This is a genomic window from Mesorhizobium ciceri WSM4083 (assembly GCF_000519305.1).
Classification (GTDB): Bacteria; Pseudomonadota; Alphaproteobacteria; order Rhizobiales; family Rhizobiaceae; genus Mesorhizobium; species Mesorhizobium ciceri_B.
The window spans coordinates 305,535-322,614 of record NZ_JAFG01000005.1; the positions used below are offsets into that span (position 1 = coordinate 305,535).

The 17,080-nt window shown below is 60.7% G+C and carries 16 protein-coding genes; all 16 read right to left on the reverse strand.

The genetic code is table 11. The features are described from left to right. Positions 1 to 5: 5 nt before the first annotated feature. Positions 6 to 1,499 (reverse strand): glycerol kinase GlpK, encoded by a 1,494-nt coding sequence (gene glpK / locus MESCI2_RS0111330; RefSeq protein WP_027036697.1) that lies wholly within the window; start codon positions 1,497 to 1,499, stop codon positions 6 to 8. Next, positions 1,496 to 2,029 (reverse strand): hypothetical protein, encoded by a 534-nt coding sequence (locus MESCI2_RS0111335; protein ID WP_027036698.1) that lies wholly within the window; start codon positions 2,027 to 2,029, stop codon positions 1,496 to 1,498. The genes glpK and MESCI2_RS0111335 overlap by 4 nt, the downstream gene beginning before the upstream one ends. A gap of 60 nt (positions 2,030 to 2,089) precedes the next feature. Next, the gene (locus MESCI2_RS0111340; protein ID WP_027036699.1) at positions 2,090 to 3,814 is read right to left on the reverse strand and encodes an ABC transporter substrate-binding protein; all 1,725 of its coding nucleotides are present in this window, start codon (positions 3,812 to 3,814) and stop codon (positions 2,090 to 2,092) included. A 78-nt stretch (positions 3,815 to 3,892) separates the two neighbouring features. Next, positions 3,893 to 4,174, reverse strand: coding sequence for a DUF2160 domain-containing protein (locus tag MESCI2_RS0111345; protein ID WP_027036700.1), 282 nt, complete (start codon positions 4,172 to 4,174; stop codon positions 3,893 to 3,895). A 2-nt stretch (positions 4,175 to 4,176) separates the two neighbouring features. Then, positions 4,177 to 5,100, reverse strand: a complete 924-nt coding sequence (locus MESCI2_RS0111350) for a carbohydrate ABC transporter permease (protein WP_027036701.1) — start codon at positions 5,098 to 5,100, stop codon at positions 4,177 to 4,179. A 1-nt stretch (position 5,101) separates the two neighbouring features. Next, on the reverse strand, positions 5,102 to 5,968 hold the full coding sequence (locus MESCI2_RS0111355; RefSeq protein WP_027036702.1) for a carbohydrate ABC transporter permease: 867 nt from the start codon (positions 5,966 to 5,968) through the stop codon (positions 5,102 to 5,104). Next, on the reverse strand, positions 5,969 to 7,036 hold the full coding sequence (locus MESCI2_RS0111360) for an ABC transporter ATP-binding protein (protein WP_027036703.1): 1,068 nt from the start codon (positions 7,034 to 7,036) through the stop codon (positions 5,969 to 5,971). It lies immediately after the preceding gene. Between the two features lie 10 nt (positions 7,037 to 7,046). Beyond that, positions 7,047 to 8,126 (reverse strand): ABC transporter ATP-binding protein, encoded by a 1,080-nt coding sequence (locus tag MESCI2_RS0111365; RefSeq protein ID WP_027036704.1) that lies wholly within the window; start codon positions 8,124 to 8,126, stop codon positions 7,047 to 7,049. Between the two features lie 42 nt (positions 8,127 to 8,168). Next, entirely contained in the window at positions 8,169 to 9,695 is a 1,527-nt protein-coding gene (glpD, locus tag MESCI2_RS0111370) for a glycerol-3-phosphate dehydrogenase (protein ID WP_027036705.1), read from the reverse strand. A gap of 138 nt (positions 9,696 to 9,833) precedes the next feature. Then, complete coding sequence (locus tag MESCI2_RS0111375; RefSeq protein WP_027036706.1) at positions 9,834 to 10,601, reverse strand: DeoR/GlpR family DNA-binding transcription regulator; 768 nt, start codon at positions 10,599 to 10,601, stop codon at positions 9,834 to 9,836. A gap of 128 nt (positions 10,602 to 10,729) precedes the next feature. Beyond that, the gene (locus tag MESCI2_RS0111380) at positions 10,730 to 12,142 is read right to left on the reverse strand and encodes a pyridoxal phosphate-dependent decarboxylase family protein (RefSeq protein WP_027036707.1); all 1,413 of its coding nucleotides are present in this window, start codon (positions 12,140 to 12,142) and stop codon (positions 10,730 to 10,732) included. A gap of 101 nt (positions 12,143 to 12,243) precedes the next feature. Continuing rightward, entirely contained in the window at positions 12,244 to 12,975 is a 732-nt protein-coding gene (locus tag MESCI2_RS0111385) for a peptidase (protein WP_027036708.1), read from the reverse strand. Between the two features lie 132 nt (positions 12,976 to 13,107). Next, positions 13,108 to 13,902 carry a transglutaminase family protein gene (locus MESCI2_RS0111390; protein ID WP_027036709.1) on the reverse strand — a complete coding sequence of 265 codons (795 nt, stop codon included), beginning with the start codon at positions 13,900 to 13,902 and terminating at the stop codon, positions 13,108 to 13,110. A gap of 85 nt (positions 13,903 to 13,987) precedes the next feature. Next, positions 13,988 to 14,929, reverse strand: a complete 942-nt coding sequence (locus MESCI2_RS0111395; RefSeq protein ID WP_027036710.1) for an alpha-E domain-containing protein — start codon at positions 14,927 to 14,929, stop codon at positions 13,988 to 13,990. A gap of 91 nt (positions 14,930 to 15,020) precedes the next feature. Then, complete coding sequence (locus tag MESCI2_RS0111400; protein ID WP_027036711.1) at positions 15,021 to 16,433, reverse strand: circularly permuted type 2 ATP-grasp protein; 1,413 nt, start codon at positions 16,431 to 16,433, stop codon at positions 15,021 to 15,023. Positions 16,434 to 16,604: 171 nt separating this feature from the next. Further along, complete coding sequence (locus tag MESCI2_RS0111405) at positions 16,605 to 16,841, reverse strand: Lrp/AsnC family transcriptional regulator (protein WP_010909609.1); 237 nt, start codon at positions 16,839 to 16,841, stop codon at positions 16,605 to 16,607. Positions 16,842 to 17,080 lie beyond the last annotated feature (239 nt).

A 17,080-nucleotide genomic window follows, 5' to 3' on the forward strand; every position in this document is an offset into this window, starting at 1 on the left:
GCTGTTTATGACACGCTCAGCGTCCGTCGCACAGCATCGCGCCAACCCGCGAGCTTGGCTACGCGCACGGAGCCATCCATGTCCGGCTGGAAGCGTCGTTCCAGCGCCCAGCTCTTCGCGAACTTCCTGGCATCCGGCCAAACGCCAGCTTTCGAGCCGGCCAGCCAGGCTGCACCGAGCGCGGTCGTCTCGAGAATGGTCGGGCGGTCGACCGGTGCATCGAGGATGTCGGCCAGACGCTGCATGGTCCAGTCCGACGCCACCATGCCGCCATCGACCCGCAGTACGGTCTTGGCCGAAGCCCCCTTCCAGTCCTTGCGCATGGCGCCGAGCAGGTCGCGTGTCTGGTAGGCCACGGATTCAAGCGCGGCGCGGGCGAATTCCGCCGGTCCGGAATTGCGCGTCAGGCCAAAAATCGCGCCGCGTGCCTCGGCGTCCCAATGCGGCGCGCCGAGCCCGACGAAGGCCGGCACCAGGTAGACGTTTTGGGTTGGATCGGCTTCATCAGCCAGTTTGCCGCTCTGCTCGGCCTTGCCGATCACCTTGATGCCATCGCGCAGCCATTGGACCGCGGCGCCGGCAATGAAGATCGAACCCTCAAGTGCATAGGTAGTCTTGCCATTCAGCCTGTAGGCAATGGTAGTCAAGAGCCGGTTCTTCGAACGCACCAGATCACTCCCGGTGTTGAGCAGGGCAAAGCAGCCGGTGCCATAGGTCGATTTCATCATGCCCGGCTCGAAACAGGCCTGGCCGATGGTCGCGGCATGCTGGTCGCCGGCGACACCGAGGATTCTTATCTCGGCGCCAAAGAGATTTTTCTCCGTGATTCCAAAATCATCGGCACAGTCTTTTACTTCAGGAAGCATTTTTGCCGGGATGTTGAGGATAGCCAGCAGCTCGTCGTCCCAGGCATTCTCAGCGATGTTGTAGACCAGCGTGCGCGAGGCGTTGGTGGCGTCCGTGGCGTGGACCTTGCCGCCGGTCAGCCGCCAGATCAAAAAGCTGTCGATGGTGCCGGCGAGCAGTTCGCCCTTCTCGGCGCGTTTTCTCGCGCCTTTCACCTTGTCCAACATCCAGGCGATCTTGGTGCCGGAAAAATAGGGATCGAGCAGCAGGCCGGTCTTGCGGGTGAACTTTTTCTCCAACCCCTGCTTCCTGAGTTTCTGGCACAGCGGCGCGGTGCGCCGGTCCTGCCAGACGATCGCATTGTGGATCGGCTTGCCGGTCGCCCGGTCCCAGATGACGACAGTCTCGCGCTGATTGGTGATGCCGATCGCGGCCACGTCGGAAGCATTCCGGCCGGCCTTCTTCAGCGCCGCCTTCACGGTCGCCACCACGCTCGCCCAGATATCCTCGGGATCGTGCTCGACCCAGCCGGAGGCCGGATAGTGCTGGGCGAATTCCTTTTGCCCACTGCCGGCGACCTTCATCTCGCCGTCGAACAGGATCGCCCGGGTCGAAGTCGTGCCCTGGTCGATGGCAAGGATATATCTGGTCAATTTCGGCAATCCTGTTTGATCTCAAGCCTACCTTGATGAAGTTGCAGCCCGATCGGCGCAACGCAGACAGAAAGGTTTTTCAATTTCTCGCCTGAATTCAGCGCTTTGGATACTGCGTCCGCATAGCTGGATGCATCGGCGATGACCCGCACGGCGGAAGCAGGCAGAAGCTCGCGCGCGAGATTGTCATGGATCGGTTGAAAGACCGGATGCCGAGCGACCTTGAAGGTATGCGACTGGCCGCTGCGGTCGCTCAGCAAGTATTCAAAATCCCTTGGCGCGGAGAGCTTTCTCAATGCGTATTCCGCGATGATCTCTGGAACGAGTTCATAGCCCAGCCGCAATTCGGGATTCTGCAGGACAAGGTCCAATCGATCCGAGGTAGCTTCGGTTTCGCTTTGATAGCCGTATTCAGCCAGATGCAGCTTTGCCAGTTGGAGGCTGAAATCCTGTGTGAAAAGCAGTTGCCCGTTCTCACCGGCAATAGCTGGAGCCCAAGGTGCGGCACGCCGAAAAAGCGAGAAAATCAACGTTCGCTCCCGTAGCGTTTGCCGGGGCACGATGCCCCGGCAAACTGTAGTTGCAGAAACTTACTTCTGCCAGCTCTTCACCAGTTCGTCGTAATTGATGGTGATCGGCTTTTCCTTCTCGTTCTCGATCTTCAGCTGAGGAGCGAGATTGCCCTTCTTGACCGCGTCGGCGTTCCAGTAGGCGAGGTCATGCTCTTCGGCCATCTTCGGGCCGATATCGCCCTGGATGCCGGCCTTTTCCAGGCGTTCCATGACCTTTTCCTGCTCGGAGCAAAGCGAGTCCATCGCCTCCTGCGCCGTCTTGGCACCCGACGACGCATCGCCGATCGCCTGCCACCAGAGCTGTGCCAGCTTCGGATAGTCCGGAACGTTCGTTCCGGTCGGCGACCACTGAACACGGGCCGGCGAGCGGTAGAACTCGATCAGGCCGCCGAGCTTCGGAGCGCGTTCCGTGAAGCTCTTGTCCTGGATCGTCGACTCGCGGATGAGCGTCAGGCCGACATGGCTCTTCTTCACATCGACCGTCTTCGACACGACGAACTGCGCATAGAGCCAGGCGGCCTTGGCGCGATCGTCAGGCGTGGACTTGAGAAGCGTCCATGAACCCACGTCCTGGTAGCCGAGCTTCATGCCGTCCTTCCAGTAGACGCCGTGCGGCGACGGAGCAAAGCGCCATTTCGGCGTGCCGTCCGCGTTCACGACCGGCAGCCCGTCCTTGACGAAGGAGGCGGTGAAGGCGGTGTAAGTGAACATCTGCTGCGCGACCGTGCCCTGCGACGGGACGGGGCCGGATTCGCCGAACGTCATGCCCTGGGCTTCCGGCGGGGCATAGGCCTTCAGCCAATCCAGGTACTTCTGGATCGAATACACGGAAGCCGGGCCATTGGTGTCGCCGCCGCGCGCGACGCACGAGCCGACAGGCTGCGACTTCTCGTTGACCTTGATGCCCCATTCGTCGACCGGAAGACCGTTCGGCAGGCCTTTGTCGCCATTGCCGGCCATGGACAGCCAGGCATCGGTGAACCGCCAGCCGAGCGACGGGTCCTTCTTGCCGTAGTCCATGTGGCCATAGACCTTCTTGCCGTCAATCTCCCGGCCGGTGAAGAACTCGGCGATGTCTTCGTAGGCCGACCAGTTGACCGGAACGCCAAGGTCGTAGCCGTACTTGGCTTTGAAGTCGGCCTTGTTCTTCTCGTCGTTGAACCAGTCGTAGCGGAACCAGTAGAGGTTCGCGAACTGCTGGTCGGGCAGCTGGTAGAGGTCGCCGTCCGGAGCGGTCGTGAACTTGGTGCCGATGAAGTCGGCGAGGTCGAGGTTGGGATTGGTGACATCCTTGCCCTCATTCGCCATCCACTTGGTCAGGCTGCGCGCCTGCTGGTACCGCCAGTGGGTGCCGATCAGGTCGGAGTCGTTGACGTAGGCGTCGTAGATGTTTTCGCCCGACTGCATCTGCGTCTGCAGCTTTTCGACGACATCGCCTTCACCGATCAGGTCGTGAGTGATCTTGATGCCGGTGATCGCGGTGAAAGCGGGCGCCAAAACCTTGGACTCATAGCTATGCGTATCGATGGTCTCGGAGACCACCTTGATGTCCATGCCGGCGAAAGGCTTCGCGGCATCGATGAACCATTGCAGCTCGGCTTCCTGGCCGGCGCGATCGAGCGTCGACAAATCCTTGATTTCGGTATCGAGGAAGGTCTTGGCTTCATCCATTCCGGCGTAGGCCTGGCCTGCTCCCCAGAGCAGGACAAGCGCAGTCGTTGATGTTAAAAATTGCCTTCGCATTTCGTTTCCTCCACTTTTCAGTTTCAAGTGCGATCTGGAGCGGCCGCCGGCACGCGGTCGCTCCAACAGTTTCCCCCTCTATACGTAGCGGAACACGCCGACGGCGTAGACTACGGAGAGAGCGAGAGCCCACCACAGGTTGGGTCCGACAAGACCCAGCCAAGCGAGATGGATAAAGGCGCTGCCGAGCAGCGAAACAAAGAGGCGGTCGCCGCGCGTCGTCTCGAAGCGCAGGACGCCGACCCGGGGATTGCCGCCAGGCGAGACGTATTCCCAGACCGCCATGCCACAGAGCAGCACCAGGATCGTGATGAAAAAGATCGCCGTCGGCAGCGTCCATGCCATCCAGGTGAGATTCATGGTCAAACCCTCCCCAGGGCAAAGCCCTTGGCGATATAGTTGCGGACGAACCAGATCACGAGCGCGCCTGGAAGGATGGTGAGCACGCCGGCGGCGGCGAGCACGCCCCAGTCGAGCCCCGAGGCCGAGACCGTGCGCGTCATGATCGCCGCGATCGGCTTGGCGGCGGTCGTGGTCAAGGTGCGCGCGATCAGCAGTTCGACCCATGAGAACATGAAGCAGAAGAAGCAGGCCACGCCGACGCCGCTGGCGATCAGGGGCATGAATATTTTCAGGAAGAAGCGCGGGAAGGAATAGCCATCGATATAGGCGGTCTCGTCGATCTCCTTCGGCACGCCGGACATGAAACCTTCGAGGATCCAGACCGCCAGCGGCACGTTGAACAGGCAGTGCGCCAATGCCACCGCGATGTGCGTGTCGATCAGGCCGAAGGCCGAATAGAGCTGGAAGAACGGCAGCGCGAACACCGCGGGCGGCGCCATGCGGTTGGTCAGCAGCCAGAAGAAGAGGTGCTTGTCGCCGAGGAACCGGTAGCGCGAGAAGGCGTAGGCCGCCGGCAGCGCCACCGAAACCGAGATCACCATGTTCATGACGACATAGATGATCGAATTGATGTAGCCCTTGTACCAGGACGGGTCGGTGAAGATCACGATGTAGTTGGCCAAGGTCGGGCTCTTCGGCCACAGCGAAAAGGCGCCCAGGATCTCCTGATTGGTCTTGAAGCTCATATTGACCAGCCAGTAGATCGGCAGCATCAGAAAGATGATGTAGATCGTCGGCACCAACCACCAGAACCGGGATTCTTCGCCGCGCCGGCGCATCAGCCGTGCAAGCTGGTCCTGCGACAATGTGCTGGCGAGCCCGTCCGAAACGGCCGTCTCACGCACTCGGTCCTGCCTCGTCGTTCCTTCGTTGGCGCCGCTCATCTCAGCGCTCCGCATCGACACTGGTCATGACGGTGTAGAACACCCATGACAGCAAAAGGATGATCAGGAAGTAGATGATCGACATGGCGGCCGCAGGCCCGAGATCGAACTGGCCGATGGCAATCTTGACCAGGTCTATCGACAGGAACGTCGTCGAATTGCCGGGGCCTCCGCCCGTGACGACGAACGGCTCGGTGTAGATCATGAATGAGTCCATGAAGCGCAGCAGCACCGCGATCAGAAGCACGCGGTTCATCTTCGGCAGCTGGATGTAGCGGAACACTGCCCAGCGCGATGCACCATCGATCTTGGCCGCCTGGTAGAAGGCATCGGGGATCGAGACCAGTCCGGCGTAGCAGAGCAGAACGACGAGGCTTGTCCAGTGCCAGACGTCCATCAGGATGACCGTCACCCAGGCGTCGGTCGGATCGTTGACGTAGTTGTAATCGAAGCCGAGCGACGACAGCGTGTAGCCGAGCAAGCCAATGTCGATGCGGCCGAATACCTGCCAAATGGTGCCGACGACGTTCCACGGGATCAGCAGCGGCAGAGCCATCAGCACTAGGCAGACCGGCACGCCCCAGCCTTTCTTGGGCATGTTGAGAGCGATGAAGATGCCGAGCGGAATCTCGATGGCGAGGATGGTTGCGGAAAAGATCAGGTTGCGGACCATCGACAGCCAGAAGCGTTCCGACTCCAGGATTTCGGTGTACCAGTCCGAGCCGTTCCAGAAGAAGACGTTGTTTCCGAATGTGTCCTGCACCGAATAGTTGACCACCGTCATCAGCGGAATCACCGCCGAGAACGCCACCAGCAGGAGAACCGGCAGCACCATGAACCAGGCCTTGTTGTTCCAGGTCTTCTCCATCTAGGCCTCCATCTCGACACGCCAGGAATCGGCATAGATGTTGATGCCGGCCGGGTCGAACCGCACCTTCGGATCGGCGGGCAGGGTCTCGTCCTCACCGATCACCGCAGAGATATCGCGGCCTTCGAGCTTGGCGCGCACCACCTTGTGGCGGCCCAGATCCTCGACCTTGCTGACCTGCACGGCCATGCCTTCGCGCCCGAGCCGAACATATTCGGGACGGATACCGAGTTCGACGGCGCCGCTGCCTGCTTTTGGCGCGCCCGGCAGTTCGATGCGCTGCGAGCCGAGCGTCGCCGTCTTGCCGTCGATCGCCACCGGCATGACGTTCATGCCGGGCGAGCCGATGAAATAACCGACAAAGGTGTGGCGTGGCCGTTCGAACAGTTCGGCCGGCGTGCCGATCTGGACGATGCCGCCGTCATACATGACCACGACCTGGTCGGCGAAGGTCAGCGCCTCGGTCTGGTCGTGGGTCACATAGACCATGGTGTAGCCGAAGCGGCGGTGCAACTGCTTCAGCTGCGAGCGCAGCACCCACTTCATGTGCGGATCGATGACGGTCAGCGGCTCGTCGAAAAGGATGGCGTTGACGTCGGAGCGCACCAGGCCGCGGCCGAGCGATATCTTCTGCTTCTGGTCGGCGGTCAGGCCCCTCGCCTTCTTCTTCGCCCACGACGCCAGATCGATCATCTCCAGCGTCTCGCGAACCTTCCGATCGACATCGGCTTCCGGCACGCCGCGGTTGCGCAGCGGGAAGGCCAGATTGTCGTAGACGGTCATGGTGTCGTAGATGACCGGGAACTGGAACACCTGCGCGATGTTGCGTTCCTGCGTCGACAGATTGGTCACGTCCTTGCCGTTGAACAGCAACTGGCCGTGCGAGGGGTGCAACAATCCCGAAATGATGTTGAGCAGCGTGGTCTTGCCGCAACCGGAGGGCCCGAGCAGCGCATAGGCGCCGCCGTCCTCGAAGACATGATGCACTTCCCGCAGCGCGAAATCGGCATCCTTCTGCGGGTTCGGCAGGTAGGAATGCCTGACATGGTTGACGTCGATGCGTGCCATCTCTTTGCCCTCAAGCCGCCAGCTTCGGCGCAGTCACGGCGCTGCCGTGCTCGTCGAAAACCATGATGTGGCGCGGATCGATGAACACCTCGACCACCTCGTCCGGCTCGAAATGCCTGATACCATGGGTCAGCATGACCCAGCGCGCATCCGCGAAATCGAGATGGATGAAACTCTCCGAGCCGGTAATCTCGGTGATCGTCACCTTGGCGCGCACCGGTACCGCCGCCGCATTGGGCCGCTCGAGCGACAGGTGGTGCGGCTGAAAACCGATCGTGTACATGGCATCGGCAATGCCGGAGAGCTCGGCCGGCACCGGCAGGTTCACGCCGCCCTCGAGCAGGAAATCCCGGCCCTTCTTGGCAAGCACTATAGTATTGAGCGGTGGATCGGAAAATGTCCTGGCTGTCACCAGATCCACCGGCTTGCGGAACACCTCGATGGTCGGTCCGAACTGGGTGATCTTGCCTTGCGAAAGCGTCGCCGTGTTGCCGCCGAGCAGCAGCGCCTCGTGCGGCTCGGTCGTGGCGTAGACGAAGATGGTGCCGGCGGCGGCGAATATCCTGGGCAATTCGGCGCGCAGTTCCTCGCGCAATTTGTAGTCGAGATTGGCGAGCGGCTCATCGAGCAGGACCAGGCTTGCGTTCTTGACGATGGCGCGCGCCAGCGCGGTGCGCTGCTGCTGGCCGCCCGACAGGCTGAGCGGCGTGCGGTCGAGATAGGGTGTCAGCTTGAGAAGAGCGGCGGCTTCACGCACCTGGCTGTCGATCCTGGCCTGCTCGATGCCGGCCACCCGTAGCGGCGATGCAATGTTCTCATAAACGGTCATCGCCGGGTAGTTGATGAACTGCTGGTAGACCATGGCGATCTTGCGCTTTTGCACCGGCACGCCGGTGACATTCTGACCGTCGAACCAGATCGAACCGGAGGTCGGCACGTCGAGGCCGGCCATCAGCCGCATCAGGCTTGTCTTGCCGGAAAGCGTCGGTCCGAGCAGGACATTGAGCGAGCCGTGCTGGAGCGTCAGCGACACGTCGCTTATATGCTCGACCGCGCCGACCGTCTTGGTGACGTTTCTCAGTTCCAGCATGACGCCTCCTCCCAGGCCTTCCGCATCAGCTCAAACCCCTCTTCATTCGGCAGCCGCGACATGGCGCCGGCTTATGCCGCGCATGAATTCATCGAGCGCCGCCACCTGCTCGCGGCTGAGATGCAGACCGCGCTTGGTCCGGCGCCACAGTACATCTTCCGATGTGACGGCCCATTCGTTTTGAACGAGATAGCGCACCTCGGCCTCATAGAGATCGGCGCCGAAGTTGCGGCCGAGATCGACGTTCGATTTGGCCAGCCCCAACAGCATCCTTGCGCGGGTTCCATAGAGCCGGGTCAACCGGCGAGCCAGGCGCGCGTCGAGGAACGGATAAGCGGTTTTCAATTTCGCCACTTCGGCATCGAAACCGGTGGCCGGGAAATCGCCGCCCGGCAGCGGCGCGTTTGCCGTCCACGGCTTGCCGCGTTTGCCGAGAAAACCCTCGATCTTTTCCAACATCGATTCCGACAGCCGGCGATAGGTGGTGATCTTGCCGCCAAAAGCATTGACGATCGGGGCAGCGCCCTCGCCGCCGTCGGCCTTGAGCACATAGTCGCGCGTCGCTTCCTGCGCCTTGGAGGCTCCGTCATCATAGAGCGGACGGACGGCCGAATAGGTCCAGACGATGTCCGAGCGCTTGACCGGTTGGGCGAAATATTCGCTTGCCGCGGCGCAGAGATAATCGATCTCGGTGTCGCTGATCTTCACGTCATGCGGATCGCCGGGATAATCCTGGTCGGTGGTGCCAATCAGGGTGAACTCTTCCTCGTAGGGAATGGCGAAGATGATGCGACCATCCTTGTTCTGGAAGAAATAGGCGCGTGGATCATCGAACTTCCTGGCGATGACAATGTGGCTGCCCTGCACGAGGCGGACATTGTGCACATCGTTGAGGCCGACGACGCCGGAAAGCACATGATCGACCCAGGGTCCGGCGGCATTGACCAGCAAGCGCGCCTTGATTTCCTCGGTCTCGCCGGTCTGCAGGTCCTCGATCTGGATCGTCCACAAGCCGTTTTCGCGGCGCGCGCCGGTCACTTTCGTGCGGGTGCGGACCGTTGCGCCGCGGTCGGCGGCGTCACGTGCGTTCAGCGCCACCAGCCGCGCGTCATTGACCCAGCCATCCGAATATTCGAAGGCCTTCTTGAACAGCGGCTTCAGAGGCTTGCCAGCCGGATCCCTGGCCATGTCCAGCGTCCGGGTCGCCGGCAGCAATTTGCGCCCGCCGATGTGGTCGTAGAGGAAGAGACCGAGCCTGATCAGCCAGGCCGGGCGCAGGCCCTTGGCATAGGGCAGCACGAAGCGCATCGGCCAGATGATGTGCGGCGCGTTCTTCCACAGAACCTCGCGCTCCATCAGCGCCTCGCGCACCAGGCGGAATTCGTAGAATTCGAGATAGCGAAGGCCGCCATGGATCAATTTGGTCGAGCCCGAGGAGGTCCCGCTGGCGAGGTCATTCATCTCGGCGAGAAAGACGGAAAAGCCACGCCCAACGGCATCGCGGGCGATACCGCAGCCATTGATGCCGCCACCAATGACGAAAATGTCACGGATCGGAGATGCGTCCACAAATTCCTCCAACGATTTCGCATTGCACCATTTTTGGCTTTTTACGAAACCGTGTCGGAATTATTTCGAAATGATAACGAATGTCAAACGAAATATCACGAGCGCGTGAGGAGGCCGTGATGAAGCCTCTAAAACGCCCTAGCTCGCCGATGTTTCGATCAACTGCACTTCGGCTTCCTGGCAGATCTTGCGCACCGACGGGATGTCGCAGCGGTCGGTGATGAAGGTGTTGACCTGCGACAGGTGGCCGATGCGCACCGGGGCGGTTCGCTCGAATTTGGTCTGGTCGGAAACCAGGATGACGTGCCTTGCATTGGCGATGATCGCCTGCGCCACCTTGACCTCGCGAAAATCGAAATCGAGCAGAGCGCCGTCATGGTCGATGGCGGATGCGCCGATCACCGCGTAGTCGACCTTGAACTGCCTGATGAAATCGACTGCCGCCTCGCCGACCACGCCACCATCGGAACCGCGCACGACACCACCGGCGATCACCACTTCGATCGACGGATATATCCGCATCCTATTGGCAACATTGATGTTATTGGTGATGACCATGAGACCGTTGTGATCGAGCAACGCCTTGCTTACCGACTCTGTCGTGGTGCCGATGTTGATGAACAGCGAGGCATTGTCGGGGATCAGCCTGGCTGCCGCACGACCGATCGCCTCCTTCTCGTCGGCGGCGATCTTGCGTCTCGCCTCATACTCCATGTTTTCGATGCCGGAGGGGTACAGCGCGCCACCATGGATGCGCGAGAGCAGCCGCTGGTCGCACAAATCGTTGAGGTCCTTGCGTATGGTCTGCGGCGTCACATTGAAGTGGGTGGCCAGGTCATCGACCAGCACGCGGCCATGATCCTTGGCCATCTGGATAATCTCGGCATGGCGCGGCGACAGATACATGGGCAACCTCCCGTTTTCGTTTTTCTTGTCTATAGTCGAAAACGAAACCGATGAAAAGGCATAAGCCGGCTAATGAAATGCATGTGATTGCCAAGGTGAATACGAACGCAAAACCAGATTGTGCCCGATCAATCCATTGCGCGCGCGATTTCCGTGATGACGGTGAAGGCCGTATCAACATCGGCGGCGGTCGCCTCGAACTGGCCGACCTGGAAGCGGATTGCTATCAGTCCATCGACTTTCGTCTGCGTCAGGTAGATGCGGCCATCGTCGTTGATCGCATTGACCAGCCGCAGATTGTGTTCGTCCGCATCAGTGCCAGCTGCAGCCTTGTGCCGGAACGAGAAGAGCGACAGCATCGGCTCGCTGACGATCTCGAAATTCGGCTCCCTTGCCAGCCGCGCTGCCAGCCCTTCGCTCCACGCGACATGATTGCGGATCATTGTGCGCAGGCTTTCCAGGCCATGGGCGCGCAGCAGGAACCACAATTTCAGCGCGCGGAAGCGCCTGCCAAGCGGCACCGACCATTCGGAATAGTTGATGATGCCGTCGTGACCGTGCGTCTTCAGATAATCCGGCTTGATGGCCAGCGTCCTCACATGGCTTTCGGGGTCGCGCAGGAACTGGATCGAGCAGTCGAACTGGGCGCCCAGCCATTTGTGCGGATTGAAGACGATCGAATCGGCGCCTTCGACACCGGTCCAGAAATGCCGGTACTCCGGACAGATCATCGCCGATCCGGCCCAGGCGGCATCGACGTGTAGATAGAGCCCATGCCGCCGCGCCACCTCTGCCACCGCCGCAATGTCGTCGGTGCCGCCGGTGCTGGTGCCGCCGACGCAAGCGATGATGCCGGCCGGCAGCATGCCGGCTTCCCGGTCGGCGATGATTGCCGCCTCGAGCGCTGCCGTATCCATGGCGCGAAAGCGGCCGGCGACGGGAATGCGCACAAGATTGTCCTCGCCGATGCCTGACACCCAGATCGCCCGGTCGATCGAAGTGTGCACCTGATCGGAGGAATAGATGCGCAGCCGCGCCTGCCCTGCCAGGCCTTGCTTGTTGCCTTGCCACTCGAGCGCCCGCTCGCGCATGGTCAGCACCGCGGCCAGTGTCGCCGATGAGGCCGAATCCTGGATTACGCCCGAAAAACCTTCCGGCAGGCCGAGCGCCTGGCGCATCCAGTCGACGGTGCGCGTTTCGAGTTCGGTCGCTGCCGGTGACGTCTGCCACAGCATGCATTGCGCGGCCATCGCCGAAACCAGATATTCCGCCACCACCGAGACCGGCGCCGCATTGGCCGGGAAATAGGCGAAGAAGCGCGGATGCTGCCAATGCGTCATTCCCGGCAGGATCTTCTCTTCGAAGTCGGCGAAGATCCGGTCCATCGGTTCGGCGTCTTCGGGCGGCGACGCCTCTATGCCTCGGAAAATTTCGCCAGGCTCGACCAGCGGCCGCACCGGCCGCTCGCGCAGCGTATTGCGGTAGTCGGCGCCCCAGTCGGCGGCGCGCCGCGACCATTGCCGGAACTCATCGTTGTTCATCCTGTCCTCCCGACATGATCGACCGCGGCCATCCATCGCGGCTGGTCTCTTTATTAATTAACGCGTGAAATAGATGCAACCGGCAATGGATGCCGCACGCCTCAGCCAGGGAAATCCGGCAGGCTGGCAAAGGCGGTCTTCAGCGCATTCGACCAGCCGTCGGAGATCGTACGGTAATATTGGTCATCCTGGCCGATCCGCTTCTTCAATCCGACCTTGAAGGCGTCCTTCTCCAGGAAGAGCAGGTCGAGCGGCAAGCCGACGGACAGGTTCGACTTCAACGTCGAATCGAAGGACACCAATAGCAGCTTCACCGTCTCGGCCAGACTCATCGTCCTTTCGTAGGCGCGGATGATGATCGGCTTGCCGTATTTGGTCTCGCCGATCTGGAAAAACGGCGTGTCGTCGGTCGATTCAATGAAATTGCCTTCGGGATAGATCATGAACAGGCGCGGCTCGCTGCCCTTGATCTGACCGCCGAGGATGAAGGACGCATTGAAATAGGAATCCGCCTTTTCGCCAGCGGGTGACGAATTGGCGATGACCTCTTTGACCGTGTCGCCAACAATGCGGACCGTTTGGTACATCGACGGCGTTTCGAGCAGCGTGGAATGTCTTTCGGAGATCGCCTTGGTGCGCTCGTCAAGCAGGCTGACCACGGCCTGCGTCGTCGCCAGATTGCCCGCCGACATCAAAACGATGACGCGCTCGCCCGGCTCTTCCCAGACATGCATCTTGCGAAAGGTGGAGATGGAATCCATGCCTGCATTGGTGCGCGTGTCCGACATGAACACGAGCCCGCGGTCGATCTTCAGGCCAACGCAATAGGTCATGGAATCTCTTCTAGAGCAATTCCAGGAAAAGTGTGAAGCGGTTTTCCGTCCGGAATTGCGTTAAAACAAGGGGATAGAGCGGTTCTTCGTTTCCTTGAAACGATGAATCGCTCGGCAGCAATCTTGCGAGGATTACTGCTCCACCGTGACGGTGACCGCAAGCTGTTCTTCCGCCTGTCCCAGCCGAATTCCCGACACCGGCGTGGCGTCGCGGTAATCGCGGCCCGTCGCCACCTTTACATAGCGCTCGTCGGGCGAGATGCCATTGGCGGCATCGAAGGCAACCCAGCCGAGACCCGAAACATGCGCTTCGGCCCAGGCATGGCTGGCCGCCTGCTCGACCGTGGCATCCAGCATCAGATAGCCGCTGACATAGCGGGCCGGAAAACCCATGGCGCGGGCGGCGGCGGCAAAGATATGGGTATGATCCTGGCAGACCCCGGTTTTCAGCGCCAAGGCTTCCTCCGCCGGCGTCGTCGCATTGGTGGTGCCGGGCGTGTAGACAACGCGCTCGCCGATGACAGCCATCAGCCGGTGCAGCCTTTCAATGTCGCTGCCCTTGCCAACCGATGCGGCGAGTTCGCGAACACCGCTGCCGATCGTCGTCAAGGGTGTCTCATGGCTGTACAGCCAGAGCGGCGTAAAGCCCTGGTGTGGCCCCGAGACACCCGCGGTGTCGCGCGTCACCACCTCGCCCGACGCCTCCACCGTGATGAAGTCGCGCTCGCCCTCGACGCTCAACAGCCTTGTGTCGTTGCCGAAATGGTCGACGAAGCGGACCTCTTCGCGCGCGCCTTCGATCGCCAGAGCCCAGGACAGAACGGTCTGCGTCGACCCGCTGACCGGAAGCAGCCGCAGCCGCTGCAACAGATAGTGCACCGGCGCATCGTAGCGATATTCGGTCCGATGGGTGATCTTCAGCCGCATGCTTCTATTCCGTTTGTGAGCACGATCTCCGGATAAACGGTTTCGTTTGTCTGAGAAAACCGGCTCCCATCTTTCGGGACCATGCTCAATTGAACCGATAATCTTGTGCGATCTCTTCGCCCAGCTTGGTGTTGTCGCGAATGAAATTGGCCAGGAATTCATGCAGCCCGGCGTCGAATATGCCCTTGATCGACCCGGCTCTCAGCATTGTCTGCGTCTTCTCGGCCGTTGCGTGGCAGGCATGGCGCTCGCCGTAATCGTCGCCGAGGAATTTCAGATGCTCCGACAGGAAGCGATAGCAGAACATCAGCGAACGCGGCATGCGGACATTGAGGATCAGATAGTCGGCAATGTTGGTCGGCTTGTAATCAGCATCGTAGACCCAACGGTAGGAGCGATGCGCCGAGACCGAACGCAGGATCGATTCCCACTGATAATTGTCGAGCGTCGAGCCGACCCAGGAGATCGATGGCAGCAGCACATAATATTTCACGTCGAGGATGCGCGCCGTGTTGTCGGCGCGCTCGACATAGGTGCCGAGCTGCGAGAAGTCGAAGATCTCGTTGCGCAGCATGGTGCCGTAGAACGAGCCGCGGATCAGCGCCGTCTCGCGCTTGATCGCGTCGAGCACGCTGGGCAGGTCGCGCTCGTCGATCGGCTTGGCCAGCATCCGCTTCAGCGACATCCAGGCTTCGTTGATGCTTTCCCAGGTTTCGCGCGTCAGCGCAGTGCGCACCATGCGCGCATTGTTACGGGCCGTCTCGATCGACGCCATCGTGCTCGATGGGTTCGACGTGTCGCGCAACAGGAAGTCGGCGACATTGGCGGCGGTATAGTCAGAATATTTCTGGCTGAAGGTGACGTCGGAACCAGCGCTGAGCAGCACCGAATTCCACTCTTCCGAGGCGCTCTGGGTACGAGTCAGCGCCATGCGCAAACCGGCATCGACCAAGCGCGCCATGTTCTCCGCCCGCTCGATATAGCGATTCATCCAATAGAGCCCGTTGGCGGTGCGGCCTAAAAGCATATCAGCTTGCTCCGGTGTCGAGCGAATAGCGAGTAGCGAGTAGCGAATAAGGAAGGAGGCGTCTCATGATTGCTGCGTCCCCCTGCTCGTTTCAATCATCCAACACCCAAGTGTCTTTTGTCCCGCCGCCCTGCGACGAGTTCACAACCAGCGAACCCTCCTTCAGCGCGACGCGGGTCAGCCCGCCGGGCACGATCTGGATGCGGTCAGAGACCAGCACATAGGGCCTGAGATCGACATGGCGCGGCGCCAACCCTTTTTCCGTCAGGATCGGGCATGTCGACAGCGCCAGCGTCGGCTGGGCGATATAATTCGAGGGTTTTGCCTGGAGCTTCTTGGCAAACGTCTCGCATTCCTTCTTGGTTGCCGCCGGCCCGACCAGCATGCCATAGCCGCCGGAACCGTGCACTTCCTTGATCACCAGCTCGTCGATGTGCTCGAGCACGTATTTCAGGCTGTCCGGCTCCGAGCAGCGCCAGGTCGGAATGTTGCCCAGGATCGCCTTGCGTCCGGTGTAGAATTCGATGATCTCGGGCATGTAGGAATAGATCGCCTTGTCGTCGGCGATGCCGGTGCCAGGCGCATTGGCGATGGTGATGTTGCCGGCGCGATAGACATCCATGATGCCGGGTATGCCAAGTGCGGAGTCCGGCCGGAAGGTCAGCGGGTCCAGATAAGAATCGTCGACGCGCCGGTAGAGCACATCGATCTGCTTGTAGCCTTCGGTCGTGCGCATCGCAACATGGCCGTCGACCACGCGCAAATCCTGGCCTTCGACCAGCTGCACGCCCATCTGGTCGGCGAGGAAGGCGTGTTCGAAATAGGCGGAGTTGAAACTGCCGGGCGTCAGCACCGCAATGGTCGGCGCACCTTTGGTGCTTTGCGGCCGCACCGCCGCCAGCGACTGGCGCAGAAGCTGCGGGTAGTTTTCCACCGGCCGCACCTTGATCTTCTGGAACAGCTCGGGGAACAGCTGCATCATCGTCTCGCGGTTCTCCAGCATGTAGGAGACGCCCGACGGCGTGCGCGCATTGTCCTCCAGCACGTAGAATTCGTCCTCCGAGATGCGGACGATGTCGACGCCGATGATGTGGGTGTAGACGCCGGCCGGCGGCCTGACCCCGATCATCTCCGGCAGGAAGGCCTCGTTCCTGGCGATCAATTCCCTGGGGACGCGCCCTGCGCGCAGGATTTCCTGGCGATGGTAGATGTCGTCGAGGAAGGCGTTCAGCGCCTGCACGCGTTGCTCGATGCCTTGCGTGAGGCGGCGCCATTCATTGCCTGAAATGATGCGGGGAACGATGTCGAACGGGATCAGCCGTTCGGAGGCTTCCTGCTCGCCATAAACGGCGAAGGTGATACCTGTCTTGCGGAAGACGCGTTCGGCGTCCTGCATCTTCTCGGTCAACCTGGCTGGGTCCTGCTCCTTCAGCCAGCGATCATAAGCCGAATATGGTCTTCTCAATCCGGAGACTTCCGGAAGCATTTCATCGAACGCTGCCAATCGCATACTCCCCTGTGACGCCATTTCACTGGCGTCGCCGGAGAAAATCAAGCGCAATCGGTGATTTGGGAGATACGGGCGGTCAGTATGTTGCGCCTGCCTAAAATTGAGGCAGCTGAAATATGACCTTGATCAGCCTTTGCCTCGTGCCCGGGCAAATGCGTTTACCAGCTAGAAAGCGCGAAAAGTGACGACGGTGAACGTGTCCTTGATGCCGGGGAGAATCTGCACCTTTTCGTTGACGAAATGGCCGACGTCTTCCTCGTCGTCGACATAGAATTTGGCGAGCAGATCGTAGTTGCCGGCGGTGGAGTAGATTTCCGAGGCGATCTCGGCATCGGCAAGCGCGCTGGCAACCTCATAGGATTTGCCGAGTTCGCATTTTATCTGCACGAAAAACGCCTTCATGGCTTCGTCCCGCTAAACGTCCAAGTCCAGCGGCCCTTCTGGCAGACTGGAGGCAGGCTTTCAAGCGCTGGAATCCGTACTTAGCCGGCCCAGGCCTGGGCCGCGATCTTCCGCAGCTCTACACCGGCATGCCGCCTGCCGCCGATCGCCAGCGAATATTCGCAATCGCTGAAACCGCGATGCGCTGCCAAGCGTATGTTATGATGCGCCTTCGGACAGCACTGTTTTTGAGGGAAGGC

Coding starts and splice junctions, on each gene's coding strand:
- MESCI2_RS0111340 (WP_027036699.1), bottom strand. CDS start 3,814: ATGCGAAGGCAATTTTTAACATCAACGACTGCGCTTGTCCTGCTCTGG.
- MESCI2_RS0111345 (WP_027036700.1), bottom strand. CDS start 4,174: ATGAATCTCACCTGGATGGCATGGACGCTGCCGACGGCGATCTTTTTC.
- MESCI2_RS0111350 (WP_027036701.1), bottom strand. CDS start 5,100: ATGAGCGGCGCCAACGAAGGAACGACGAGGCAGGACCGAGTGCGTGAG.
- MESCI2_RS0111355 (WP_027036702.1), bottom strand. CDS start 5,968: ATGGAGAAGACCTGGAACAACAAGGCCTGGTTCATGGTGCTGCCGGTT.
- MESCI2_RS0111360 (WP_027036703.1), bottom strand. CDS start 7,036: ATGGCACGCATCGACGTCAACCATGTCAGGCATTCCTACCTGCCGAAC.
- MESCI2_RS0111365 (WP_027036704.1), bottom strand. CDS start 8,126: ATGCTGGAACTGAGAAACGTCACCAAGACGGTCGGCGCGGTCGAGCAT.
- MESCI2_RS0111375 (WP_027036706.1), bottom strand. CDS start 10,601: ATGTATCTGTCGCCGCGCCATGCCGAGATTATCCAGATGGCCAAGGAT.
- MESCI2_RS0111380 (WP_027036707.1), bottom strand. CDS start 12,142: ATGAACAACGATGAGTTCCGGCAATGGTCGCGGCGCGCCGCCGACTGG.
- MESCI2_RS0111385 (WP_027036708.1), bottom strand. CDS start 12,975: ATGACCTATTGCGTTGGCCTGAAGATCGACCGCGGGCTCGTGTTCATG.
- MESCI2_RS0111390 (WP_027036709.1), bottom strand. CDS start 13,902: ATGCGGCTGAAGATCACCCATCGGACCGAATATCGCTACGATGCGCCG.
- MESCI2_RS0111395 (WP_027036710.1), bottom strand. CDS start 14,929: ATGCTTTTAGGCCGCACCGCCAACGGGCTCTATTGGATGAATCGCTAT.
- MESCI2_RS0111405 (WP_010909609.1), bottom strand. CDS start 16,841: ATGAAGGCGTTTTTCGTGCAGATAAAATGCGAACTCGGCAAATCCTAT.